Genomic DNA, 20192 nt, shown 5'->3' with positions numbered 1-20192 from the left:
GCTCTCCTCACGGCAACTCCTCGACCTCGGTTGGCTCCTGGGCGCGAATCACCCCGATGTCCACCAGCAGCGGCAGATCGGGAAAGGCTTCGGTCACCAACTGGAGGATTTGGTCGCGGCGGCGGTGGCTCTCCACCTCGCCGGATAGGACCAGCGAGTGGTCCCGGCGAACCACCGCGATGCCCTGTTCGGCGATGCCGGGGTTTTCGGTCAGCAGCCGGTGGACCGCCGCCTCGAGGTACTCGTCCGGCGGCTCGGTGTCGCTCCGCTGCGGCATGCCATCACCTCCTCAGTCTTCGCGCGCCCCCGGAGCGGGCACGACGTCCAGTCGGTCCAGCAGGACCAGGAACGCCTCCGCGTACGGCGAATGTGCCGTCTCCTTGCGTACCCGCTCCCAGTCGATCTGTTCCCGGAGTGAGCGGGCCAGTGGTAGCCCACGGGCGAAGTCGCAGTAGTGCTGCGAGAAGCTGAGCAGCTTGTGCACCATCAGCTGGGTGGCGGACAGCACCGGCATGTGGATGGCGTCGACCGGCCGGACGACCGTGTCGGCGAAGGTCTCGTCGGTGACCGGGGTTTCGATGGGGCGGTGGATGAGGTCCACCAGACGACCTTCGTCGTAGACCTTCACCAGCCAGTCCTCGGGGGGCCGCTCCGCGACGAAGCCCTCCGCCACGAGCGCCGCCAGGGCCTGGTCGACGTCGTGTCCCCGGATGAGGAAGTCGACGTCGTGGTCGCTGGAGTGACCGCCGTGGGCGTAGACGGCGAAACTGCCGCCAAGAGCGAATGGAATCTCGGATTGTTTGAGGACAGCGGCGACCCGCTTGAGGGTATGCAACAGCCCCTCGTCCTCGCGGTGCGCCATGGGTATCTCCCTGAAATCGTGGGACGGCAAACCAGTAGGTGGGATGACGATCTATCGGTACCCGGTGCGCCGGTCGCTCACACCTGTGACCGCCGTCAACAGCAGTGACGATTGTGACTTGGCGGGGCAATCGTGAGGTGGACCGCTTTCCTTCTAGTAACGATTGCGTGCTCTTGGGCGGTACCGTGGCCGGGGTGGCCACATCTGCAGGGAAGCGGCATGACGGCATCTCCGACGACAGAGTCCGGCGGCTACGGGCGGTAGCCCTGGTCGGTATCGACGGGTCCGGCAAGACCACCCAGGCACACCGGCTGGCCGACGTTCTGGTTGCCGCCGGAGTGCCGGCCGACTACTGGCAGAACGCGGGCGGGCGACGCTGGTTTGGGCGGCTGGCCCAACGGCTCGGCCGCCGGGACGCCCAACGGCTGTTGGGCCGCAATGGCATGTTGATCGCCGAGTCGGTGTTGCGCTGGCTGGCCATCGCCCGGGCCCTGATCCGGTCGACGTTACGCCGTCGGGTGGCGGTGATGGATCGCTACGCCGTCTGCCAGTACGCCAGCATTCGGGCCCATCGGGGGGACCGCTGGGAACCTTTGGCCCGGCTGCTCTACCGGATCTTCCCGGCGCCGGAGGTCACCTTTTTTCTCGCGGTGGACCCGGCCGAGGCGTACCGGCGGATCGAGCGGCGGGGAACCGACCACGAGAGCATGGAATACCTGGTCGCGGCGGATGCGGCGTACCGCTCGTTGCCCGAGTTTGCCACCTTCGTGGTCATCGACGCCAACGCCACCCCGGACGAGGTGAGCCGGGCCATCCAGGAGCGGCTACGGCACTGGGCATGGGGTCCGGCGCCGGCCCTGTCCGTGGGGCCGGCCTGACCCGAGGGTCGGGGTCAGGGCCGCAGGGCCGGGGTCAGGCCTGACCGTAGACCGGGATGGTCGCGCCGCTCGTCGGAGCCGACTCCGGGCTGGCCAGGAACCGGATCACCGCCGCGATCTCGGCCGGGGGCACCCAACGGGAGTGGTCGGCGGTGGGCTGGGCGGCTCGGTTGGCCGGCGTGTCGATGACGCTTGGGGCGACGGTGTTGCACCGTACTCCTGATCGTCGGTATTCGACCGCGACGGCGGCGGCGAAGGCCTGTACCGCGGCCTTGGCCGTCACGTAGCCCGCTGCCCCGGGGAAGGGCGCGACGGCGGCCCGGGACGAGACACAGACCACCGCGCCGCCCCCAGCGGCCACCAGATGGGGCAGGGCGGTGTGGGTCACCAGGTAGGTGGGGCGCAGGTTGAGCGACAGCATCCGCTCGAACTCGGTCACCGGGGTCTCGTGCACCAGCCCGCCGCTGGCGTACCCGCCGACCAGGTTGACCACGGCCCGCAACGGTGCGGCCGGATCGGCCGTCGCGGCGTCCACCGCCCGCGCCACGGCGCTCGGGTCGGTGAGGTCCGCCACCGGTTGGACCACGCCGCCGGCTGCCGGGCCGGTCGTCGGGCCGGCCTCCCGGACCGGTACGACCACCCGCCAGCCCGCCTCGACGAAGCTGTCGGTGACCGCCGTCCCGAGCCCGCCGGTGCCGCCGGTGATGAGGACGCTGCGATTCGTCATGCGCCACACGGTAATGCCGGGTCGCTCCCTTGGTCGGGAATGACTGGCCACGGGGCCGGTACGCGGGACGGGGTGGGGGATGGGACCCTTGCTATCGGCCCGGCGTGATTTTCTCAATACCCCGTGTCATGGTTGACGCTCCCGGCTTTATGAAAGTAAGTTTCATCCGTGGCGAAGAGTGCGAAGGTTTCTGTGAACCACGAGACCGGTGGATTAATAGTCCACATCAGTGGTCTGCTCCCGTCACTGTCGCCGGCCGAGCAGCGGGTCGCCCGTCTGGTCGTGGCCAATCCGGCGGATGCGGCCCGGCGTACCATCACCGACCTCGCCACCGCCGCCGAAACCTCCGAAGCCACCGTCATCCGGTTCTGCCGGTCGGTGGGAATGGAAGGCTATCCGCAGCTGCGGATCCGCCTGGCCGCCGAAGCGGCTCGCCGAGTCGAGCCGCCGGACGCACGGGTCGTCGGTGGGGACATCCCACCCGGTGCCGACCTGGCCCAGATCATCGCCACCATCGCCTTCAACGACGCCCGAGCCGTCGAGGAGACCGCCGAGCAACTCGACCCCGCCATCTGCGAGCAGGTCGTGACGGCGGTCGCCAACGCCGGTCGGGTCGACATCTACGGTGCCGGGGCGAGCGGTTTCGTCGCCTCCGACTTCCAACAGAAGCTGCACCGGATCGGGCGCACCGCCTTCTACTTCCCAGACATACACACCGCGCTGACCTCGGCAGCCCTGCTTGGCAAGGGGGATGTCGCCCTGGGCATCTCGCACACCGGCACCACCTCGGACGTCATCGAGGTGCTGGAGCAGTCGCGAGCCCGGGGGGCGACCACCGTCGCACTGACCAACTTCCCCCGCTCGCCGATCACCGAGGCAGCGGACTTCGTACTGACCACGGCGGCCCGGGAGACGACCTACCGATCCGGCGCGATGGCCAGCCGACTCGCCCAGTTGACCGTGGTGGACTGCCTCTTCGTCGGAGTGGCCGCCCGCAACCGGGCGCGCGCGAAGAAGGCACTGGAAGTAACCGCCGAGGCGGTCGTTTCGCACCGCGTGGGTAGCCGGAGGCGGGCATGAGCAGCGACGTGGCAGTGGACGGCGGCGGGGACGGGTACCCGGCCGTGGTCCGGGTCGGGGCACCGACCGAACGGCGCAACCCGCTCAGCGTCGACCTGGACCTGATGCCCACCCGGGACGTACTGCGAGTGATCAACGAAGCCGACCGTCGGGTGCCCGAGGCGGTAACCGCGGTGCTCGACGAGCTCACGGAGACGGTCGAGTTCGGCGTACGAGCGCTGCAGGCAGGACACCGGGTGCACTACTTCGGCGCCGGCACCTCGGGCCGACTGGGGGTGCTCGACGCGGCGGAACTCGCCCCCACCTTCAACTCGCCGAAGCACTGGTTCTGCGCGCACATCGCGGGCGGGCCGTCGGCGATGTGGCAGGCGGTGGAGAACGCCGAGGATGACGAGGCGGCCGGTTCCGCCGAGGCGAAGGACTGCGTACAGGCCGGCGACCTGGTGATCGGTCTGGCGGCGAGTGGCCGTACGCCGTACGTGCTTGGCGCACTGCGTACCGCCCGGACACTCGGGGCGGCGACCGTGCTGCTCTGTGCCAATCCCGCTGCTGATGCGGCTAATGAGGTGGATGTCTTCATCGGCGTCGAAACCGGTCCCGAGGTGGTCACCGGCTCCACCCGGATGAAGGCTGCCACCGCCCAGAAGTTGGTGCTCAACGCATTTTCCACGGCGGTGATGGTCCGGCTCGGCCGGGTCTACTCCAACCTCATGATCGACGTGGTGGCCACCAACGCGAAGCTCCGAGGCCGGATGATCTCCATCTTGATGGAGGCGACCGGCTGTTCCGAGGACGTCTCTCGGCAGGCGTTGACCGACGCCGGCGGAGACCTGAAGACCGCTCTGGTCTCGCTCGTCTCCGGCGCGGGCGTCGATGAGGCGCGCACCGCGTTGGCCCGCTCCGCCCATCAGGTTCGTGGGGCGCTTGCCCTGCTCGCCCCCTGAGGTAGAGTTGCCCGGCGCCCCCCGCCGGATTGTTCATCCGAGGTGGGGGTAATCCGTGCCCCGTGGATGGACCGGTCAGCCGTATCGGTGCGTATTGCGCTAGTGATGAACATCGCAGTGCGGACGGTGGCATCGGCAGCGTTGCGACAGGGGTCCATGATTTCGCCAGTTTTCGGGCGAAACACCGCGACAATCTCGCGCTAGTTGGCCGGATCCCATGTCTTGGTCGCGCAATGCGGGGCCCTGACAGCAAACGTCGATCTCGCTCTCAGCAACTACTCAGGCATTCGTGACACTTTCGACTCACGAGACGGAATCCCCAGTGCGTCTCATCTGTTGTGTAGGTGTCGGCACCACAGGGCACAGCGGAAGTACGGGGGAGGGCTGATGAACGTGGGGACCGCAAGAAACCGGGCAGCCGGTGCGAGCGAGGGGATCGTGAGCAACGTGGAGAAGAACGTCGTGATGCGTACTGACGAGGTCGCCGAGGAACGCGATCTGGTGGGCGTCTACCTGCACGAGATCTCCCGTACGCCGTTGCTCGACGCGGCCAAGGAGGTCGACCTCTCCAAGGCGATCGAGGCGGGCCTCTACGCGGAGCACCTCCTCGACGAGGAGCGGGTGCCGGAGGGCGTTGACCGGGCGGAACTGGAGCGGGTGGTCGCGGAGGGGGAGCGGGCCAAGGACCTGTTCATCCGGGCCAACCTGCGGCTGGTCGTGTCGATCGCGCGGCGCTACGTGCGCTCGGGGATGCCGATGCTGGACCTGATCCAGGAGGGCAACACCGGCCTGGTGCGGGCCGTGGAAAAGTTCGACTACGAGCGTGGCTACAAGTTCTCGACGTACGCCACCTGGTGGATCCGCCAGGCGATCAGCCGGGCGATCGCCCAGCAGGAGCGCACCGTACGACTGCCGGTGCACCTGGTCGAGGACGTCAACCGGATGCGCAACGTGGCCCGTCAGCTGACCCGTGAGCTGGGCACCGACCCGGAGCCGGAGCAGGTGGCAGCGGCCCTCGGGGTGCCCGTGGAGCGGGTACGGGAGCTGATCCGCTGGTCGCAGGACACGGTCTCGCTGGACACGCCGGTCGGGGACGACGGGGACACCAACCTTGGTGACCTGGTTGCCGACAGCGACGCCCCCTCGCCCGAGGAGATCGTCCTGACCGCGCTGGAGCGTCAGCGGATCGAAGGGCTGCTCAACCACCTCGACGACCGGTCGGCTGGCATCATGCGGGCCCGCTACGGTCTGGAGGACGGTCGGGAGCACTCGTTGACCGAGGTCGCCTCGCGGTTCTCGCTCTCCCGGGAGCGGATCCGCCAGCTGGAGATCCAGGCCCTCGGCCGGCTGCGTGAGCTGGCTCGGGCAGAGGGCCTCCGGGCAGCCTGATCTCGAACTGCCCTAAACCCCGTACGACGAACGGCCGGCGTCCCGCCAGGGGATGCCGGCCGTTTTCGCTGTGCCGGCCGCTTCTGTTCTGCCGGCCGCGTGCCTGCCCGGCCTGGCATGCTGCGTTGCTGGGGCGGCCTGGCGCTGCGTGCCTGTGCAGGCTGGCGCGCTGGCTAGCGCACCCGGCCGTAGCCGTACGGCGTCATCATGTCCACGCTGGCTAGTTTGACGCTCTCCCCGAAGGTGGGAGCGTGGATCACCTTGCCGCTGCCGACGTAGAGCGCGACATGACCGAGTTTGTTGTAGAACACCAGGTCGCCAGGTTGGAGTGCGCTACGGCTGATCCGGGCCACCCGGTCCCACTGCATCGCGGCGTTGTGCGGCAGAGACTTGCCGGCTGCCCGCCACGCCGCCTTGGTCAGCCCCGAGCAGTCGTAGCCGTTGGGGCCGTCGGCGGCCCAGACGTACGGCTTGCCGATCGCGCCGTACGCGTAGCGCACCGCCACGCCGGCCTGGCCGGAGACCGCGGGGATGGTGCCCTGGTAGGTGGTTCCCTTCGTGGTGGCCGAGCCGTATGCCTGTCGTCGCAACTGATAGAGCCGGGCGAGGTCGGCCTCGATCTTCTTCTTGCCGTTGGTGAGTTGCTTGGCCTGGGCGGTCTGCTTGGCCAGGGTGGTGTCCAGGCGAGCCTTCTCAGCGGTGTAGCGGTGCTGCGCCTGGTTGAGCGCGGAGATCCGCTGCTCCCGGTCCCGCGCCAGCTGGTCCAGTGCGCCCAGCCGGCCGGCGAGGTTGTCGGCGCTGGCCGGGTCGAGTAGGACATCGGCGGTACGCAGCCGGCCGTTCTTGTACGCGGTGACGGCCAACCGGCCGACCTCCGCGCGGGCCTCGGCGAGTTGCTGCTCCAGCGGCTCGATCCGCTTGCTCACTTCGGCTGCCGTGGCCTTGGTGGCCTTGATCTCCTCATTGAGTCGGTTGTACGACTCGACGATCCGTTCCAACTCGACCGAGGCCTTGTTGATCTGTTGGGTCAACTCGCTGACCGACGGTGCGGCCTGTACGACCGAACCGGGGGCGATCAGGCCGATCGAGAAACCGACCAGCACGATGGCTCGTAACAGGTTTCGCGCGGACGACAAGAGTGGGGGGACCCTTCTCTCCGGCCGCCGATCCGGGCTGACAGATCGGTGGCACCGGACCGGAGCCAGAGGGATCGGCGGACGGCCGGACCGGCGGGACCAACCTAACCCGACGATCGGTACGACCAACAGTGACGCAGCTGCGATAACCCCCATAGATGACTAATGGGGGAAATGTCGAAATCACCCAAAGTATCTATTTGGCGGCTCAAGGTGAAGGGTCATTCCTGGTGATCGCAGGCCACCTCGGCTCGTCGGCAGATTGTCTCTTTAGTCGCTCGTGGCGGATGACTGGTGGGCTTTGGGGGCGGCAAAGTAATACAAAGTCGTACGTAAATGCGTCCACGGAGCTAGCTGCTGCCTGGAAATCTGCCAGGTGGCTGACTGGGGCCTTCCCTTTTCTGGCGCGGCCTTCGCACAATGACAGCGGAAGCCAAAGAGGTCTTTCGAAAGCATCCCTATGAACGACGATCGGCACCTGGCTGCCACCAGATGCCGATCTTCACAACCGTCCACACCAGCCCGCCTGACGAGTGGTTGGAGGCACGTGTGAATCCTACCCGCCCCTCTTTGCGCTCACCAGATCTACTCTCCGTAGCGTCGAATGGTGCTAAAGGCAGGATTTCGGTCACGCTTTATCGGCAACCCGGTATCTGCGTGACTTCCACCTGGTTCACCGTCGGGGGCAACCGATACCCGGTCAGCGAACTCAGCGAACTGCACACTGCGCGGGGGCCCCACGATCGACTGACGATCCGGGCAGTGGGAGTGAGCGGAGTGGTACTGGCCGGCCTCGGCATCACTCTCGGCTATACCGGCGGGCTATACCGGCTGACCGCCCTGGCTTATCTGGCGCTGGGGATCCTGGCGCTCGTACCGGTGTTGCTGGCCGTTGCCGGTAACCGGTGGCGACCACCCGCCTATGAACTGTGGGGTACCTACCGGGGTACGACGACATTGCTGTTCAGCAGTGACCAGGAGCGAGAGTTCGGCCAGGTGACCCGAGCCCTGGTGCGGGCCCGGGAGGTCGCCCGGCTCGGCGGGCTGACGGACCCGGTGGCCGCGGGGGAGATCTGGCGTCCAGTACCGCGGTAAGGGGGGAGGCTGGCGGGCGGGCTCAGTTGAGCTCGCCCGCCAGTTTTGCGATCCGGGCCAGGGAGTCGGCCGGGCTCAGTGCCGCCTGTTGCAGCCCGGCGAAGGTCTGCACGTGCGACATCACCGCCTCGGGCTGGTCGAGTACGTCCTCCAGCCCGGTGCTCTCCAGGTAGACCACGTCGGGATCCTCGACGCCGGCAAAGCTGATGATCACGAATTGGCCGAGCGGGGTGTAGACCGGCGACGTGAACGGCAGGACCTGGATGGTGATGTGGTCGCTCTCGGCCAGGGCGAGCAGGTGACGAAGTTGACCTCGGATGACGTCGGTCCCACCGGTCTGTCGGTGCAGGGTCGCTTCGTCAAGGACCACGTTGAGCGTGGGCGGGTCGATCCGGTCCAGCACCTCTCGTTGTCGGCGCATGCGCAGGGCGACCGAGGCCTCCGCCTCGCTGGGGTCGTTGAAGTTCGGTATCACGATCTTCGCGACGGCCTGCGCGTATTCCGGGGTCTGGAGCAGTCCGGGCATTCCGACCGACTGGTAGAAGGAGAGTCGCGTCGCCTCCGCCTCCAGCCCGATGTAGGAGAAGTAGGCCGGCGGGACGCTGTCGCGGTACTGCGACCACCAGGTGCGTTGCCGGGCGACCCGGGCCAGGCTCACCAGCTCGGCCACCTCGGCTGGGTCGGTGACCTGGTAGTGGAGCAGGAGCGCCTTCACATCGTTGGTGGAGATGGAGACGTATCCGGCTTCGATGCGGATGAGCTTGGAAAGTGACCAGTCCATGGCCGTCGCGACCTGCTCCTGCGTCAGGCCGGAAGCCTCGCGAGCCCGCCGAATGGCCGACCGAAGCTTTCGCCGGCCGACTTTCGGTCCATATGTAGTGGCCATCGCGATAACCCTTCCTTCAACGGCGCGAGGCGGCCGAGCGAGGGGTCACGTGGTCGTGTGCGAGGGTTGCCACCTGGCTACCCGCTACCTATCAATTGGCCAGGCTCTTGTGCAGGCTACACCGGGTTGTTAGGTTGCACCAGCTATCGCGGACTGTCGCAACTGACCGATCGTGCAAAGTCTTCATGGCCCGGCAGGACAACATAATTCGCAATTTTTCGGGCTATGCGGCGCGGCAATTGACGGGCTAATCTCTGGTGCGTCGCGGCACCTGCCGCAATTGAAGGGGTGCCGGGGAGGGCGCATGTCGCAGTTGGGTTCCACCGTGGGCGTCTGGCGCAAGAGCAGCCGGTGCGAATCTCAGCAGTGTGTCGAAGTCGCGAGGACCGGCTCGGGTGTGGCCGTACGCGATTCCGCCGCTCCGGTCGGCCACCTTGAGATCGCCGCACCGGCCTGGCGAAACTTCCTGTCCGCGATCCGCGCCGGAGACCTACCGCACTGATTGTGGGCCCGCGTCGATCGACGTCGACCGACGCGTTTCGTCGCCTTCCGTGTTCATGTCGATCACACGGAGTTCATTCAAGTTCATCGTCTTCTATGGTTGGTCCGACCATGAGACATTGAAGCGGGCGATGAACGCCCGGTGCACACATTGCATCCGACATTGACCGAGTCGTCGGGAGTGGGCGGATCTTATGGCGGATCAACCAGCGCAGTGGCGTCGGAGTAGCCGCTGCGAGTCGCACACCTGTGTCGAGGTGGCCTTCGTGCCGGGCCGGGTACTGGCCCGCGACTCGAAGGTCGACGACGGTCCGATGCTGGAGTTCGGCGCAGACGCCTGGTGGGCATTCTGCGCCGAACTCAAGGCCGGCCGGTTACGCGGCTGACCGGGCCGGGTCAGCCGCGTACCGGCTCCCGGTCCGGTGTGGGTGCCTGAGCCGAGGTCCTGACCCACCGGGCCACCACCCGCTCGGCGTAGAACGACACGAACGGGACCGTGCCCGCGAGCATCACCAGGACCATCCGGCTCAGCGGCCAGTTCACGCGTCGACCCAGGTCGAAGACGGCCACCAGGTAGACCATGTAGAGGAAGCCATGGGCCGTACCGACCGTCTCGACGACGATCGGCTCCGCCCAGATGTACTTCAGCGGCATTCCGATCACGACCAGCGCGATCAGCACGACGCCCACCACGTAGGCGATGACGCGGTAGCGGGTCAGGGCAGCGCCCACCTCGTTCCGTCCTTTCCTCCTCCGGCGGTCAGCCGGGGTAGTCACTGGGGCGAGCGCCCGGATTGGCGTTCAGCCACGACAGGTAGTGGTTGTAGGCGGCCAGCTCGGGATCGTCGTTGTCCAGGGCAGGCACCGTGGCCCGGGTCACCCGGACGGGACGACGGATCCCCGGGGGCAGGCTGGCCTCGGGGAGAGCTGAGGAATCCGCCACCGCTTCCGCCGTCTCCCCACCGCGCAGCGTGTGTCGGACTTCACGCGCCCAGATGAAGACCACGAAGCCGGCGAAGACCGGCCACTCGAACGCGTACGCCCAGCTCACCGCGTTACCGGACGCCGCGCGGCTGACCTGCCACCAGCCCAGCCCGAGGCAGGCGGCAACCAGGACGACGGCGATCACGTGGCGGGTGATCCAGGCCGGGGTCCAGAGCCGTTTCATGGACCGAGCGTACCGGGGACACCGGCGGCTCTCCGACGCGCCGTCGTAGTTGCCGCCCTGGTGTCGCTGGTTTGGTGCCGGTGTCACTGGTTTGGTGCCGCCGGGTCCGGGCAAAGGTCTAGTTGCCGACCGGTACGCCCCGGCGGTGTCGAATCACGCGAACCCGGAGGGCAAGGATGACCGGATCTCTCTACCGTGACCAGTTCCCGCCGACCGGACCCAGGGTGTCCACCGACGCCAGCCCGGAGCAGCGTCTCGGTGAGTGGGACGGTGACCATCTGCGCGAAGCCGAGGTCCCGCGACCGGACGGGGAACCGCTCACCGGGCTCGATCCGATCGACGAACTCGGCATCGACCCGGCCGAACTCGACGACGAGGACCTGATCCGGGAGATGCACAGCCTGCACCGCACCCGGCTGGACGTCCTGCGCCACGCCTCCGACTCGGCATTGGCCAACCACCTGCGCCGTACCGCCGAACTGGAGACCGAATACCTTGCCCGCCATCCCGGGCGAGAGATCGACCCGAACCGACTACGCCCTGGCGTCTGACATGCCTGGCCACGCCGAGCGAGGTATGTCCGAGCCGCCAGAGGTGGTCTTCAACACCGCGACCGACCCGGCCCGATCCGGCTGGTTGCCGGAGCCACTGCGCCAAGGGCAGCGACCCGACATCGCTGCGGAGACGCTCAGCGCCCGGTGGGACGGCGGGTCCGGGGCCGCTACCTGGATGGCGCACCTCCAGATAGGAGCGATCGACGCGGGTGGTGCCCAGGTCCGGTTCGACCTGGCGGTCGAACCACCCGGGCCGCGCCTCGACGAACTCGCTGACGCCTCGCTGGAGAGCCTGGCTCGCGAGGTCGCCGACAACCTGAACGCCGGCTGAAACCGAGAGGATCCAGATGGGCGAGCGGAGCTTCCGGGACAAGGTGTCCCGGCTACGCCAGGCGTACGCACCGAACGAGCACCGCCCCCTGGGCGGATACCTGGTGGCGATGGGCGGCTATGCCGGCCTCCTCGGCACGCTGGCGGCGACGGTGAAACTGACCGGCTGGCCCGTGCCGTCCCGCCCCTCGACCGCTGACATCGTGCTGGTGTCGATCGCCACCCACAAACTCAGTCGGGTGCTGTCCAAGGACGCGGTGACCAGCCCGATCCGGGCCCCGTTCACCCAGTACGACAAGCCGATCGGCAGCGGCGAGGTGATGGAGCAGGTACGCGACCAGGGCAGCGGTATCCGCCATGCGATCGGCGAACTGCTCAGTTGCCCGTTCTGCCTGGCCGTCTGGATCGCCACCGGGCTCACCGGCGGGCTGGTGCTCGCCCCTCGGCTCACCCGGCTGGCCGCCACCGCGCTGACCGCCGTGGCCGCCTCCGACTTCCTCCAGATGGCGTACGCGGTGGCCCAGCAGGCGGCGCAGGGACAGGCCAAGCCGGCCAGCTCCGACTAGCCGCTGTCGACTACGTGTCCGGCTAGGCGCGCCGACCTAGACGATCTATTCCAAGGAGTGCAGCTGCGTGAAGAAGCGAGGGCATAGCCATGATCGGAACAACGCGGAAACTTTTTCGGGTCAGAGGCCGAAAAAGTTTCCGCGCTAACTAACTGATCCGAGTCGGTGCCGTCGAGTCCACGCCGCGGAAGCCAGCGGCTGACAGCGGGCTGGACCGGTGGGTGACGCTTCGCAACGTCAATCGTGATGCCCTCGCTTCCTTGCGTAGCCCCGCACCCCTTGGAATAGATCGTCTAGCGCTGCCGGCTCCGATCCGCGCCGGTGAGGATGTCGTCGGCGACAGTCGTACGGCAGTGTTCGTCGGCGAAGTCCGGATCGCCGATCGGATCCGGGTAGCCGGCCGGCTGGCCGAGGGCGGGCAGTCGCTCCGTCGGCTGGTCTTGCCCGGCCAGGATGTCCGGGTTCCGGCCGGTCCGGTGGTCCGGGTTCCGGCCGGTCCGGTGAACACTGGTCAAATCGTCGGCTCCCGGTGCTCGTCGCCGACCGTACGCTCGGCGAGGATCTCGGCTGCCTCGTCGATGGCGTATTCGCCCTGCGGCATCGCGGTGATCCGGATCAGCAACTCGGCCGGTAGTTCCGCCGCCACTGCCCGTCGGTGGATTTCCGACTGGGTGATCCGGTCCTGCCCCAGATAGATGTCGTCGAGCAGTTCGTCGAGATCACGCGCCGGCGGGAAGACGTCGACCTCGGTCAACGGGGTGTCCAAGTCGCGGACGACCACCTCGTCCAGGTCGCGTCGTCGTACCTCGTCGGTGTCGAGTAATGGCTGGTCATCCGTCATCGTGGGCAGCTACCCGGGGTGGGGTACGCCAAACCCGTCTCCGGGGCACTGCCCTCCTCCGGCTGTGACCCGGACGACAGTCGCCGACCGGAACACCTGGGCAGGGTGGTGGGTTGAAATGACTGTCGGTGTGTCCAGTGTCCCCGGGCCTCACCCAAATTGCCTTCGCGGAATACCGTCCGGCTGGAGCCGCGTCGCGCCACTCGCCGAGAGGCGACCTGCACACCGACACCGCGCCGCCCACGGCTTCGGCCGTGGGCGGCGCATTGTTCTTCGCCGGTTTTTTGAGCGGTCTTTCGTCGCGTTCCTGAGCGGCCGTCAGGCCAGGGCCTGGCCGACCGCCAACCGTGCGCGTCGGGCGCGGACCGCGTCTGCCAGCTTCGCCAGCACACCTTCCGTCTGTTCCCAGCTCAGGCAGGCGTCAGTGATCGACTGGCCGTAGACCAGTTCCCGGGTCGGATCCAGGTCCTGCCGGCCAGCCACCAGGAACGACTCCAGCATCACCCCCACGATGCCGCGCTGGCCGGCGGCCAACTGGTCGGCCACATCGGCCACGACCAGCGGCTGCCGCCGGTGGTCCTTGCCGCTGTTGTCGTGGCTCGTGTCAATCACCAGCCGCTCGGGTAGGCCAGCCCCCCGGAGCAGCCGCAATGCGTCGGCCACCGCCGCCGCCTCGAAGTTGGGCCCGCCCCGGCCACCACGCAGCACCACGTGGCCGTCGGTGTTGCCGCGAGTGTGCATGATCGCCGGTGCGCCGGAGACGTCGATGCCCGGGAAGACGTGTGGCACGCTCGCCGCCCGGATCGCGTCCACGGCGGTGGCGACGTTTCCGTCCGACCGGTTCTTCATGCCGATCGGCATCGACAGGCCGGAGGCCAGCTGGCGGTGGACCTGGCTTTCCACCGTACGGGCCCCGATCGCCCCCCAGGCGACCGTGTCGGCGATGTACTGCGGGGTGATCGGGTCGAGGAACTCGCAGCCGATGTGCAGCCCCATCCGTAGCACCTCGACCAGCAGCGACCGGGCGGTACGCAGACCGGTGTTGACATCACCGGACCCGTCCAGCGCCGGATCGTTGATCAGGCCCTTCCAGCCGACCGTGGAGCGGGGCTTCTCGAAGTAGACCCGCATCACGACCAGCAGGTCGTCGGCGAGACGCCCAGCGGTGTCCCGGAGCCGGGCGGCGTAGTCCAGCGCCGCCGCCGGGTCGTGCACCGAGCAGGGGCCGACGACGACGAGTAGTCGGTCGTCGTCGCCGTCCAGCACCCGGGTCACCGCCCGTCGACCCGCCACCACCGCCGAGACCAGCGTCTCGTCCAGGGGTAACTCGTGGTGTAACAGCGCTGGGGTGGTCAGCGGCACGATTTTGTCGATGCGCTGGTCGCTGACGCGTCCCGTACCGGTGATTGTCATGCTCTGAAATCCTCCCGCCGACAGCCTCGGTGCCGGCGTGCCCGAGGTCGAGCCGGCTGCTCGCGAACGCAAAAAGGCAGGGACGAATGTCCCTGCCTCAGCCGGCTCTGGCGGATGTGGTGACGTCAGGTCATGGCTGAGTCACCGGCGCCCAGGGCCGGCTGACTAAACCATCGATACGAGCACGTCACGCCGGCAACCATACCCGACCGGCGACCGCACGACGAAAGTCACCGGCAACCGTTGCCACCGATCCGGCGTGGCGGGGCACCCGGTTGGGTAGGAGGGGGCGCATGACTACCGAGATCAATGATCAGCAACGAGTCGAGTCCCGAGCGGAACACCTGCTCCCCGAGGAGCGGACAGCGGGCAGCGACGACCCGGTGCGCCAGGCCCAGGCGATCCTCGCCGACTCCGACGAACGGGAATCGGACTCGACCGAACGGGATTCGGCCGCGACCAGCGTCGCCGCGGACGACGCCGCGCCGGACACGATCGTGGAGCGGCGTACGTCGGATGAGGCGACCGCCGTGGTGGAGCCGCCGGACTGACCTGGCTGTGGTCGCAGAGCCGCCGGACTGAGCTCGCTGTGGCTGCTGGGCTCAACGTCGGCCAATCGGATAGCGTCATGACCATGACGGAGACCGGGTACCCCTGGCCGATCGAGACCACCCGACTGGAAAACGGACTACGAGTGGTGGTCAGCGAGGACCGGACCGCCCCAGCGGTGGCCGTCAACCTCTGGTACGACGTGGGGTCACGCCATGAACCCGCTGGTCAGACCGGCTTCGCCCACCTCTTCGAGCACCTGATGTTCGAGGGCTCGGTCAACGTCGGCAAGACCGAACACATGCGGCTGATCCAGGGTTCCGGCGGCTCGCTCAACGCCACCACCAATCCGGACCGCACCAACTACTTCAACACCGTCCCCGCCGAGCATCTGGAACTGGTGCTGTGGTTGGAGGCCGATCGGATGGGCGGTCTGGTTCCGGCGCTGACCCAGGAGACGCTGGACAACCAGCGGGAAGTGGTCAAGAACGAACGGCGGCAGCGGTACGAGAATGTCCCGTACGGCGACGCGTGGCTGCGGCTGCTGCCCCTGCTCTACCCGCCGGGGCACCCGTATCACCACGCCACGATCGGCTCGATGGCCGACCTCAACGCCGCAGACCTGGCCACCTTCCAGGCGTTCCACAGCACCTACTACGCGCCCAACAACACGGTGCTGACCGTGGTCGGTGACGTGACGCCGAGTGATGTCTTCGCCCTGGCCGACAAGTACTTCGGCGCGCTCGCGTCCCGCCCCGACATCCCGGCCGCCCCGGACGGGCGCACCGTCACGCCGACCGGCGTACCGGCACGGGAGACGGTGACCGCCGACGTGCCCTCGCCCCGGGTCTACCTGGCCCATCGCACCCATCCGTTCGGCAGCGTGGGCTACGACACGGCTACCGTGTTCGCGGCGGTGTTGGGCGGTGGCCGGGGTAGCCGCCTCTACCAGCGGATCGCTGACGGGGCACGGCTCGCCCAGCCGGACACCGTCGCCGCGTACGGGGTCGATCTGGCACATGCCCCAGCACCGCTGATCGTGACCGGTACCGCCCGCCCCGGCGTCACCGCCGACGAACTGGAGGCCGGACTCGTCGAGGTCCTGGACGAGATCGCCACCGGCGGGGTGACCGAGGCCGAGCTGGACCGGGCCAAGGCGTTGCTGACCACGTCCTGGTGGCGACAGATGTCCACAGTCGATGGTCGGGCGGACACTCTCGGCCGATACGCCACCCAGTTCGGCGACCCGGCGCGGGCCGCCGACCGGCTGCCCGGCTGGCTCGCGGTGACCGTCGACGACGTGACCAGGTTGGCCAGCGAGGCGCTGCGGCCACAGGACCGGGTGATCCTCACCTATCTGCCAGAAGAGCAGTCCAGCGAAGAAGCCCCGCAGCGCGAAGGAAAGGGCCGGGCCAGTGAGTGCGAGGAGTGAGCCGGTTTTGCGAGCCCCGCAGCGCGAAGGAAAGGGCCGGGCCAGTGAGTGCGAGGAGTGAGCCGGTTTTGCGAGCCCCGCAGCGCGAAGGAAAGGGAACACAGTGACCCTGATATCCGAGCGTCCCGCCCCGGGCGTGGCCCGGCCGTACCGCTTCCCGACCGTCGTACGCCGGGCTGTCGGCGACGGCCAGGTGGTCGCGGCGCACCTGCCCGGACACAACCTCGCCGTCGCGGTGCTGCTGCTCGACGCCGGTGCCGGCCGCGAACCGGTCGGCCGGGAAGGGCTATCCGTCGTCGTGGCCAAGGCCCTTGAGGAGGGTACGACCCGACGCGACTCGGCCGACTACGCGTTGGCATTGGAGCGGCTGGGCAGCCAGCTCTCCACCTCCGCCGACTGGGACTCGTTCCAGGTCAGCGTGCAGGTGCCGGTGGACCGGCTGCTGCCCGCCGTGGAGCTGCTCGCCGAGGCAGTCCGTACGCCCCGGCTCGACCCCGCCGATGTGACCCGGGTCCGCGACGACGAGGTGACCGCGCTGCGGATGGACTGGGCGCACCCCGGTCCGCGCGCCGACGCGGCCCTGCGCGCCGACCTGTTCGGGGTGTCCCACCGGCACGGCCGGCCGATGGATGGCGACCCGGACTCGGTTGCCACGTTGACCGTCGACGACGTGATCGGCTTCCATGCCGAGTGGCTGACCCGCCCCGGCACGCTGCTGGTCGCCGGTGACCTGGACCGCATCGACCTCGATGCGCTCGGCGCGGCGGCGTTCGCCGGTGCGGCGGGCGGGCCGGTCGAGGTGGGTGCCCCGATCGAGGTGGCACCTCGGGAAGGACGGCGGATCATCCTGGTGGACCGGCCCGGCTCGGTGCAGTCGACGCTCCGGCTCGGCCACACCGCACCGCACCGCGCCCACCCGGACCACGTACCGATGGTGCTCGCCGGCACCGTGCTCGGTGGTGCCTTCACCTCCCGGCTCAACCACCTGATCCGCGAGGTGCGTGGCTACACGTACGGCATTCGGGCCGACTTCGGTTCGTCCCGCCGGTTCGGCCGGTTCACCGTCAGCTCCGGCGTACAGACCGGGGTCACCGCCCCGGCGCTGATCGACGCGGTGGGGGAGATCGCCCGTACCCAGGCCGACGGGGTGACCGAGGCGGAGCTTGCGGTGGCCCGCGCCTGGCGGGCGGGGCAGCTTTCGGTGGAGTTGCAGAGCCCTCGGGCTATTGCCGCCGCGCTTGCCACACTGGTCGTACATGGCCTGCCCGACGACTATCACGCACGGCTGCGCAGCCAGCTGCTTTCGGCGACGGAGGCCGAGGTGTCCGCTGCTGCCGCTACCTACCTGCGGCCCCAGGGGCTGACCCTGGTGGTGGAGGGCGATGCGGCGGTGATCCGCGACGAACTGGTCGCCAGCGGGCTCGGTGAGGTGGTCGACGCCGCCCCCTGACCGACGGTCCTGTCGTCCGCTGACCGGCGGCCCGGTTTGCTCTTTTGGGAGTGTCCGGTGCCGCTGGTTGGGATTTGACTTGCTGGTCAGGGCTCGGAACTGGGTAGCCTCGCGGGCATGAGGATCGGCATTGTGGGGGCTACCGGCCAGGTCGGCGGCGTGATGCGTCGACTGCTGGCCGAGCGGCAGTTCCCGGCGGAACAGGTGCGGTTGTTTGCTTCGGCGCGTTCGGCGGGGCGGAACCTGCCGTGGCAGGGCGACGAGATCACCGTGGAGGACGCGGCGACCGCGGACTACCGGGGATTGGACATCGTTCTCTTTTCGGCTGGTAAAGGGACGTCCAAGGAGCTGGCCCCCAGGGTCGCCGAGACCGGTGCCGTCGTGATCGACAACTCGTCGGCCTGGCGGATGGACCCGGAGGTGCCACTGGTGGTCTCCGAGGTCAACCCACACGCCGCCGCCGTACGCCCCAAGGGCATCATCGCCAACCCCAACTGCACCACCATGGCGGCGATGCCGATCCTGCGCCCCCTGCACGCCGAGGCTGGGCTGGTCAGCCTGATCATCGCCACCTACCAGGCGGTCTCCGGTGCCGGCCTGGCCGGTGTTGCCGAACTGGACGAGCAGGTGCGCAAGGTGGCGGAGCGGGCCCCCGAACTGGCTGTCGACGGGGCGGCGGTGGAGTTTCCGGAGCCGCGCTCGTTCGCTCAGCCGATCGCGTTCAACGTGCTCCCGCTCGCGGGTTCGATCGTTGACGACGGCTCCGACGAGACCGACGAGGAGCAGAAGCTCCGCAACGAGAGCCGCAAGATCCTGGAAATCCCCGACCTCAAGGTCTCCGGTACCTGTGTCCGGGTGCCCGTCTTCACCGGCCACTCGTTGCAGGTCAACGCCCGGTTCGCCCGGCCGATGTCGCCGCAGCGGGCACGCGAACTGCTGACCGGTGCGCCCGGGGTGGCGCTGGCCGACGTACCGACCCCGCTGCGGGCCGCCGGTCAGGACCCGACGTACGTGGGCCGGATCCGGGTCGACGAGACCGTCGAGCACGGGTTGGCGTTCTTCTGCTCCAACGACAATCTGCGCAAGGGTGCGGCGCTCAACGCCGTACAGATCGCCGAGCTGGTCGCCGCCGAGTCCCGCTGACCCGGCCGGCCCCGCCCCGAGTCCCGCTGACCGGGCCCGCCGCCGCTTAGCCTCGCTGACCGGCGGCGGGCCCCCGCCCCGACTGCCCCCTTTTTCCCGGAAAGTGTGGTCATCTGCGATGGCAGAGCCGCACTTTCCGTGAAAGAGTGCCCAGAGTTGCCTTGATCGCGACAGGTCGGACGGAGGTTTCGTGATGGCGGAGGATCGGACCCAAGACGCGTTGCTGGCCCTGTTGGGCAGCCGGCACCTGGGCGTACTGGCCACTATCAAACGGGACGGTCGGCCGCAGCTGTCCAACGTGAGCTACGCGTTCGACCGGGAGCGGAACCTGATCCGGGTTTCGATCACCGATGGCCGGGCGAAGACCGCCAACCTACGGCGTGACCCGCGCGCCAGTTTCCACGTCAGCAGCGAGGACGGCTGGGCGTACGTGGTGGCCGAGGTGACCGCCGAACTGACCCCGGTCGCGGCCGATCCGCACGACGCCACCGTCGAGGAACTGATCGACGTGTTCCGGGCGGTCCAGGGCGAACACCCGGATTGGGACGACTACCGGCGAGCTATGGTCGCCGACCGGCGGATCGCCCTGCACCTGCACGTCGATCGGGTCTACGGGGCACCACCGCGCGGCTAGCGCGAAGCGGAGCAGCGGCCAGGACTCCGACCCCGTAGGTGCCGGCAGGATCCGGTTACCTTCCCGCTCGGCTCGGGTAGACGCGAAGTGCCCGAGACGAGAGGGGAGCAGGATGACGACCGTCGGAGAGTTCATGACGACCCGGCTGGTGACCATGGACGGCACCGACACGCTCACCGCCGCCGCGCAGGAGATGCGTGACCGGGCGATCGGGGACGTAATCGTCACCGACGGCGATGCCGTACTGGGTATCGTCACCGACCGGGACATCACGGTGCGCGGGGTCGCCGAGGAACTGGACGTCGACAGCGCGACGCTCAACCAGATCCTCAGCCAGGACGTCGTCACGGTGAGCCAGTACGACGACGCGGTGGCGGCAGCCGACTTGATGCGGACATACGGCGTACGCCGGTTGCCGGTGTTGGAAGACGGACGACTGGTGGGCCTGGTCTCGTTGGGTGACATCGCCGTCGAGCGGGAGCCGCAGTCCGTACTCGCCGACATCAGCGCCGACGAGCCGAACAACTAACTGTTAGGAAGGGCCCCTTCCTATCGCTTTTTGCATAGGAAGGGGCCCTTCCTAACACCCGGGCGCGGGGAGTTGGCGTGATCCG

General features: G+C 68.3%; 26 protein-coding genes. 16 read left to right on the top strand and 10 right to left on the bottom strand.

Annotated elements, in window-relative coordinates; all coding sequences use genetic code 11:
* Window positions 1–7 precede the first annotated feature (7 nt).
* Entirely contained in the window at window positions 8–277 is a 270-nt protein-coding gene (locus tag ACWDV4_RS00690; protein ID WP_449973710.1) for a hypothetical protein, read from the bottom strand.
* Between the two features lie 12 nt (window positions 278–289).
* Window positions 290–862 carry a nucleotidyltransferase family protein gene (locus tag ACWDV4_RS00685; protein WP_449973709.1) on the bottom strand — a complete coding sequence of 191 codons (573 nt, stop codon included), beginning with the start codon at window positions 860–862 and terminating at the stop codon, window positions 290–292.
* A gap of 194 nt (window positions 863–1056) precedes the next feature.
* Here ACWDV4_RS00685 and ACWDV4_RS00680 point away from each other — a divergent pair, with 194 nt between their 5' ends.
* Window positions 1057–1740, top strand: a complete 684-nt coding sequence (locus tag ACWDV4_RS00680; RefSeq protein ID WP_449973708.1) for a dTMP kinase — start codon at window positions 1057–1059, stop codon at window positions 1738–1740.
* Window positions 1741–1774: 34 nt separating this feature from the next.
* Here the strand turns inward: ACWDV4_RS00680 and ACWDV4_RS00675 are convergent, their stop codons facing one another.
* A complete protein-coding gene (locus ACWDV4_RS00675; RefSeq protein WP_449973707.1) occupies window positions 1775–2467 on the bottom strand; it encodes an SDR family NAD(P)-dependent oxidoreductase in 693 nt (230 codons plus the stop codon).
* Window positions 2468–2635: 168 nt separating this feature from the next.
* Between ACWDV4_RS00675 and ACWDV4_RS00670 the strand changes: the two genes are divergently transcribed.
* The 3 genes from ACWDV4_RS00670 (at window position 2636) to ACWDV4_RS00660 (ending at window position 5880) form a co-directional block, all read left to right on the top strand.
* Window positions 2636–3547, top strand: a complete 912-nt coding sequence (locus tag ACWDV4_RS00670) for a MurR/RpiR family transcriptional regulator (RefSeq protein WP_449973706.1) — start codon at window positions 2636–2638, stop codon at window positions 3545–3547.
* Window positions 3544–4491 (top strand): N-acetylmuramic acid 6-phosphate etherase, encoded by a 948-nt coding sequence (murQ, locus tag ACWDV4_RS00665; RefSeq protein ID WP_449973705.1) that lies wholly within the window; start codon window positions 3544–3546, stop codon window positions 4489–4491. The genes ACWDV4_RS00670 and murQ overlap by 4 nt, the downstream gene beginning before the upstream one ends.
* Before the next feature lie 387 nt (window positions 4492–4878).
* Window positions 4879–5880 (top strand): sigma-70 family RNA polymerase sigma factor, encoded by a 1002-nt coding sequence (locus ACWDV4_RS00660; protein WP_449973704.1) that lies wholly within the window; start codon window positions 4879–4881, stop codon window positions 5878–5880.
* Window positions 5881–6053: 173 nt separating this feature from the next.
* On the opposite strand, the gene ACWDV4_RS00655 is transcribed toward ACWDV4_RS00660, so the two are convergent.
* Window positions 6054–7016 (bottom strand): NlpC/P60 family protein, encoded by a 963-nt coding sequence (locus ACWDV4_RS00655; RefSeq protein WP_449973703.1) that lies wholly within the window; start codon window positions 7014–7016, stop codon window positions 6054–6056.
* 657 nt (window positions 7017–7673) lie between these two features.
* Between ACWDV4_RS00655 and ACWDV4_RS00650 the strand changes: the two genes are divergently transcribed.
* Window positions 7674–8111: a DUF6232 family protein gene (locus ACWDV4_RS00650; protein WP_449973702.1), complete on the top strand. Its 438-nt coding sequence runs from the start codon at window positions 7674–7676 to the stop codon at window positions 8109–8111.
* A gap of 22 nt (window positions 8112–8133) precedes the next feature.
* On the opposite strand, the gene ACWDV4_RS00645 is transcribed toward ACWDV4_RS00650, so the two are convergent.
* Complete coding sequence (locus ACWDV4_RS00645; protein ID WP_449973701.1) at window positions 8134–8997, bottom strand: helix-turn-helix domain-containing protein; 864 nt, start codon at window positions 8995–8997, stop codon at window positions 8134–8136.
* A 304-nt stretch (window positions 8998–9301) separates the two neighbouring features.
* Between ACWDV4_RS00645 and ACWDV4_RS00640 the strand changes: the two genes are divergently transcribed.
* Both ACWDV4_RS00640 and ACWDV4_RS00635 read left to right on the top strand, forming a co-directional pair.
* Window positions 9302–9499: a DUF397 domain-containing protein gene (locus ACWDV4_RS00640; protein WP_449973700.1), complete on the top strand. Its 198-nt coding sequence runs from the start codon at window positions 9302–9304 to the stop codon at window positions 9497–9499.
* Between the two features lie 193 nt (window positions 9500–9692).
* Entirely contained in the window at window positions 9693–9884 is a 192-nt protein-coding gene (locus tag ACWDV4_RS00635; RefSeq protein ID WP_449973699.1) for a DUF397 domain-containing protein, read from the top strand.
* A 10-nt stretch (window positions 9885–9894) separates the two neighbouring features.
* On the opposite strand, the gene ACWDV4_RS00630 is transcribed toward ACWDV4_RS00635, so the two are convergent.
* Window positions 9895–10230 carry a DUF3817 domain-containing protein gene (locus ACWDV4_RS00630; protein ID WP_449973698.1) on the bottom strand — a complete coding sequence of 112 codons (336 nt, stop codon included), beginning with the start codon at window positions 10228–10230 and terminating at the stop codon, window positions 9895–9897.
* 28 nt (window positions 10231–10258) lie between these two features.
* Window positions 10259–10666 carry a hypothetical protein gene (locus ACWDV4_RS00625; protein WP_449973697.1) on the bottom strand — a complete coding sequence of 136 codons (408 nt, stop codon included), beginning with the start codon at window positions 10664–10666 and terminating at the stop codon, window positions 10259–10261.
* A gap of 176 nt (window positions 10667–10842) precedes the next feature.
* Here ACWDV4_RS00625 and ACWDV4_RS00620 point away from each other — a divergent pair, with 176 nt between their 5' ends.
* From ACWDV4_RS00620 to ACWDV4_RS00610, 3 genes are read left to right on the top strand one after another with little or no spacing between them, the layout of a single operon-like run.
* Window positions 10843–11217 (top strand): DUF6158 family protein, encoded by a 375-nt coding sequence (locus ACWDV4_RS00620; protein ID WP_221449103.1) that lies wholly within the window; start codon window positions 10843–10845, stop codon window positions 11215–11217.
* 25 nt (window positions 11218–11242) lie between these two features.
* Window positions 11243–11551 (top strand): hypothetical protein, encoded by a 309-nt coding sequence (locus tag ACWDV4_RS00615; protein WP_449973695.1) that lies wholly within the window; start codon window positions 11243–11245, stop codon window positions 11549–11551.
* Window positions 11552–11567: 16 nt separating this feature from the next.
* Window positions 11568–12116, top strand: a complete 549-nt coding sequence (locus tag ACWDV4_RS00610) for a DUF1360 domain-containing protein (RefSeq protein WP_449973694.1) — start codon at window positions 11568–11570, stop codon at window positions 12114–12116.
* Between the two features lie 293 nt (window positions 12117–12409).
* Here ACWDV4_RS00610 and ACWDV4_RS00605 read toward each other — a convergent pair whose 3' ends face one another.
* From ACWDV4_RS00605 to ACWDV4_RS00595, 3 genes are all read right to left on the bottom strand, one after another.
* Window positions 12410–12631 carry a hypothetical protein gene (locus ACWDV4_RS00605; RefSeq protein WP_449973693.1) on the bottom strand — a complete coding sequence of 74 codons (222 nt, stop codon included), beginning with the start codon at window positions 12629–12631 and terminating at the stop codon, window positions 12410–12412.
* Window positions 12628–12897, bottom strand: coding sequence for a hypothetical protein (locus tag ACWDV4_RS00600; RefSeq protein WP_449974121.1), 270 nt, complete (start codon window positions 12895–12897; stop codon window positions 12628–12630). The genes ACWDV4_RS00605 and ACWDV4_RS00600 overlap by 4 nt, the downstream gene beginning before the upstream one ends.
* Window positions 12898–13275: 378 nt before the next feature.
* Entirely contained in the window at window positions 13276–14370 is a 1095-nt protein-coding gene (locus ACWDV4_RS00595) for a 3-deoxy-7-phosphoheptulonate synthase (RefSeq protein WP_449973692.1), read from the bottom strand.
* 293 nt (window positions 14371–14663) lie between these two features.
* Between ACWDV4_RS00595 and ACWDV4_RS00590 the strand changes: the two genes are divergently transcribed.
* The 6 genes from ACWDV4_RS00590 (at window position 14664) to ACWDV4_RS00565 (ending at window position 20107) form a co-directional block, all read left to right on the top strand.
* Entirely contained in the window at window positions 14664–14921 is a 258-nt protein-coding gene (locus ACWDV4_RS00590) for a hypothetical protein (RefSeq protein WP_449973691.1), read from the top strand.
* An 83-nt stretch (window positions 14922–15004) separates the two neighbouring features.
* Window positions 15005–16351, top strand: coding sequence for a M16 family metallopeptidase (locus tag ACWDV4_RS00585; protein WP_449973690.1), 1347 nt, complete (start codon window positions 15005–15007; stop codon window positions 16349–16351).
* A 103-nt stretch (window positions 16352–16454) separates the two neighbouring features.
* A complete protein-coding gene (locus ACWDV4_RS00580; protein ID WP_449973688.1) occupies window positions 16455–17801 on the top strand; it encodes a M16 family metallopeptidase in 1347 nt (448 codons plus the stop codon).
* Window positions 17802–17918: 117 nt separating this feature from the next.
* Entirely contained in the window at window positions 17919–18944 is a 1026-nt protein-coding gene (locus ACWDV4_RS00575; RefSeq protein ID WP_449973687.1) for an aspartate-semialdehyde dehydrogenase, read from the top strand.
* Between the two features lie 193 nt (window positions 18945–19137).
* Window positions 19138–19578, top strand: a complete 441-nt coding sequence (locus ACWDV4_RS00570; protein ID WP_449973686.1) for a PPOX class F420-dependent oxidoreductase — start codon at window positions 19138–19140, stop codon at window positions 19576–19578.
* Window positions 19579–19690: 112 nt separating this feature from the next.
* A complete protein-coding gene (locus ACWDV4_RS00565; protein WP_449973685.1) occupies window positions 19691–20107 on the top strand; it encodes a CBS domain-containing protein in 417 nt (138 codons plus the stop codon).
* Window positions 20108–20192 lie beyond the last annotated feature (85 nt).

Source organism: Micromonospora sp. NPDC003197 (assembly GCF_053590565.1).
This window is presented reverse-complemented; position numbering and strand designations above follow the sequence as displayed.